This is a genomic window from Saccharospirillaceae bacterium (assembly GCA_022448365.1).
Classification (GTDB): Bacteria; Pseudomonadota; Gammaproteobacteria; order Pseudomonadales; family Oceanobacteraceae; genus Bacterioplanoides.
Map to the genome: position 1 here is coordinate 1 of JAKVCS010000018.1, position 3,666 is coordinate 3,666.

Consider the following 3,666-nt stretch of genomic DNA (forward strand, 5'->3'; position numbering starts at 1 on the left):
GCACCACCTGATGAACAATACACAAACGATTTCACTATTCAACGTGACTTCAATTTTGGGGCGTAGGCTCCATTTACTGCTGCAAGAGTAAAGAAAAACGCTAGTAAATGGTGGGGCTATTCGCGCTTCACCCCCCATTTCCTGCACCAAAGGCCTATCGTCGCAAGACATTGCAAACTAACACGCCTTAAAATACTCCCACAATTCGATAATTCAACAAACCAATCTAGTCAAAAAGACAACTGTCATAGGGGGTAGAAAATAGCTTTAATCCGTCTTATACTCTGAGTCTGAGCCCTTCAGGTTCTCAACATATAACAAGAAGGATAATAATATGGTTGAGTTTGATTATAACTTTGGCGCCATCGGCATCCCCCTGTTTCTGATACTGATGCTGGCCGAGTACCTGGCATTAAAGGCCAAAGGGAAAAGTCTGCACACTTACAGCGACAGCATCACCAGTGGCTCGATGGGAGCCTGCTTATTAATCTCAGAAGCACTGCTGAAAGTTTATACCTTTGGCGTTTTTATCTGGATCTGGGAAAACTTCCGTCTGTTTGACTTCAGCAGCACCAGTATCATTACCTGGGTAATTTTCTTTTTTGGCGTCGATTTCTTTTATTACTGGTTTCATCGCATCGCCCACGAACGCAATATCTTATGGGGTGCACACGAAGGGCACCACCAAGGCGAAGAATTTAATTACACAACGGCCATTCGCCAAAGCGCTTTTCAATACGGATTTTCATGGATTTTTTATCTGCCACTGGCCTTTATGGGATGCCCGCCAGAAGTGTTCCTGGGCCAGTTCCTGATTCTCAAAGGTTATCAGTTCTGGATTCATACTCAGGGAATTAACCGCATTCCGCTTCTCGAAGGTGTTTTTTCAACGCCATCCAGCCACCGTGTACACCATGCCAAAAACCCGATTTATATCGACCGTAATTATGGTGGCACCATGGTCATCTGGGATCGTATGTTTGGAACCTGGCAACCTGAACTGGCAACAGAAGCTTGCCATTATGGTACAACCAACCCGACTCATACGCTGAGCCCGGTAAAATTAAACCTGCGTCATTGGGCGACCATGATCAATGATTCCCGTCATACGCAAAAGTGGTCTGATAAAATTGGTTTGTGGTTTAAACCAACGGGCTGGCGACCACAGGATTGTGTTGGTGCCGACCACCACCTGCAGCAAGAAGGCACTGCTGACCGCGAAAAATACGATCCATATACCACAACCGGTAAGAAAATTTATGCCGGTATCGCCAGCTTGTTAACCTTCCTTGCCGGTACGATGTTTATCTTTTTATCACCACAACTGGAGTTGTGGCTGAAAATTTCAGGAGCGCTTATTCTGGTGAGTGGTGTCATTGTCACCAGTAGTTTATTAGAAAATAAATCCAATCTGATTCCTCTTGAAATGATTCGCTTACCGGCCATGTTATGGTTTATCGCGACACTCTGGTCTTACCCCATCACGACAACCGTTGTGAATACCATTGTGATGAATAAATCGCCGCAGCAAACACTGGCCTATGCCGGAAATGTAAGCCGTTGGCCTGAGTGGCATCCACAATCGGAAAAGGTAGTCACTCAACAAAGCAGTACTTTAGCGGCGGGTGACCAATTTGCCGAGCAAGTCAGCACCCCAATTGGCCAGAACGAGTTAAGCTGGACGGTTGAACAATATCAACCCGGAATGATCTGGCAGGCCAGTGCCGATAATCAAACCAATGGCAGCATCATCAATCTGACCTATACCGTTGCAGCAACCGATAATAATGAAACACAGTTTGAAAGAAGACTGGAATATACGCTACCAAACTTTGCGTTAGTGGCAGCCAATGCGATGTACTTTAAAGAAATTATTGAAGAAAAATCTGAGAGGTCGCTACAGCGCTTACAAACCGCCGTTAATAATCTGTGATCACACCCAGAGCCTGTTAACAGGCTCTCGCAAAAAGTAACGAAAACATCGTTACTTTTTGCTGTTTAAAACGCCTTCTTTTAAAGCTTTTTTGGGCGTGATTCCGAACCACCCTTTGAATATACGATAAAAACCACTTAATTCGGTATAACCCAATTGTTCAGCAATGGTTTTAATATCAGTGGCCTGATTGATTGCCGATAACGCATGCTCTTTTAACACTTCATCCTTTAATTTTCTGAAGCTGGTTCCGGCGTTTTCAAGTTGACGCTGTAACGCCCGGGGGTGAATGCATAATGCCTCAGCACAGCCTGTCACCTCAGCCCGCAACATGCCATGATTCGATACATACCGGCGTATCTGCTGAATCATTGCCATGCCTTTATCTTTTTCCGCCAGTAAGGTATTCGCATACTCGAGGCACATACGGTACAAAGCGTCATCACAACCGGGAATCGCTTGTTTCAGCTCAGCTTCATTCAGTTGCAATTCAAACCCAACCTGCTTTCCCTCACTGACGACATGCAGTGATAACAAGCCGGATAGGCCATTAACAGGAGTGCCTTCAGGCACAATCAGTTTATTAATACGGGCTTTTTTACCAGACAGCGTTTTGATCACCATAATGCTGGCAACAGTGACCGATAAAATTTGTTGTATGGAAGCTGGCAAAGCGGCTGGCGTTTCTTCATATAAGCAACGAATGTAACCTTCCGTGGTATTCTCATAATGGAACGCACCGTTTTCGCTGATTAAAGACTGGTATTTCGAGATATTATGTAATGCCGTGAATAAATTCTCCGAATGCCAGATTAATGGCGCTAACACACCCACGCTACGATAATTAGGGCTCAAACCAATACGAGCACCCAACAAAGGATCATTTGATAAACGTGCCGCCCGATGCCATAAAATCCGTGCCGACAATAAATCAAGGCGGTCGTTTTCAGAAAAGCTCCCTTGATGAAAACCCGGCAATCCCTGGGTGATCTGACTAACATCCAAACCGTGTTCAGAAAATTCATCCGTCAGCGCATTAATCCAGCTACTGGCGATGCATAAATATTTCATTACTGTTTACGTTTTGAAAATAATCAGGATCGTAGCAGAAAATTATCGACAGGGCTTTTGCTTATTTACAATAGTGTTCCAGGCTTGGAGCAATAAAAAAGCGCGCCACAACAGTCAGGGAGGTTGTTGATGCAGCGCGCTAAAGGGGAGATAAACTTAACAGTTAGTGTTGAGCGTTCTGCAACCACTCACACTGATCTTCTTCACCCGGTTCAGGCAGGATGTTACCTCCTTCCATTACCCAGGCTGCCGGCATCTCATAGATAGATAACTTCAGTAACTGTGGAGAGGTGTTCAGCAGTTTTACAATCTGACGACTAACCCCAACTCGGTTTAAGAAATTGAACTAAATGCCCGTTCCAAGATCCGATCTTTCGACCAAGAAAGTGGGAACAAAACAAAAGGAACAGGCATGAAGAATTTAGTAGAGTTGTACTGTGATGTCGATGATTTTTGCAAAGTATTCATTCCACAATGGCAAAAGCAGCTACTAGAAGATGGTAGTCGCCAAAGGCGCAGAGATAGTCGTATGTCTATGGGCGAAATGATGACAGTCGTCATTGGTTTCCATATGAGCCATCATCGTGATTTCAAGAATTATTACCTAGGCTATGTCTCGTGTTTTTATAAAAAGGACTTCCCTAAATTATTGAGCTACACAC

Annotated in this window: 3 protein-coding genes; 2 read left to right on the forward strand and 1 reads right to left on the reverse strand. The window is 44.4% G+C overall.

Annotated elements, in window-relative coordinates; genetic code table 11:
- The first annotated feature begins 334 nt into the window (after positions 1-334).
- Positions 335-1,933, forward strand: coding sequence for a sterol desaturase family protein (locus MK185_17615; protein ID MCH2042449.1), 1,599 nt, complete (start codon positions 335-337; stop codon positions 1,931-1,933).
- A gap of 51 nt (positions 1,934-1,984) precedes the next feature.
- Here the strand turns inward: MK185_17615 and MK185_17620 are convergent, their stop codons facing one another.
- Complete coding sequence (locus tag MK185_17620; GenBank protein ID MCH2042450.1) at positions 1,985-3,004, reverse strand: AraC family transcriptional regulator; 1,020 nt, start codon at positions 3,002-3,004, stop codon at positions 1,985-1,987.
- A gap of 412 nt (positions 3,005-3,416) precedes the next feature.
- On the opposite strand from MK185_17620, the gene MK185_17625 reads away from it, so the two are divergent.
- Positions 3,417-3,666 (forward strand): IS982 family transposase (locus MK185_17625; protein ID MCH2042451.1); only part of this gene is annotated, 250 nt, incomplete at its 3' end.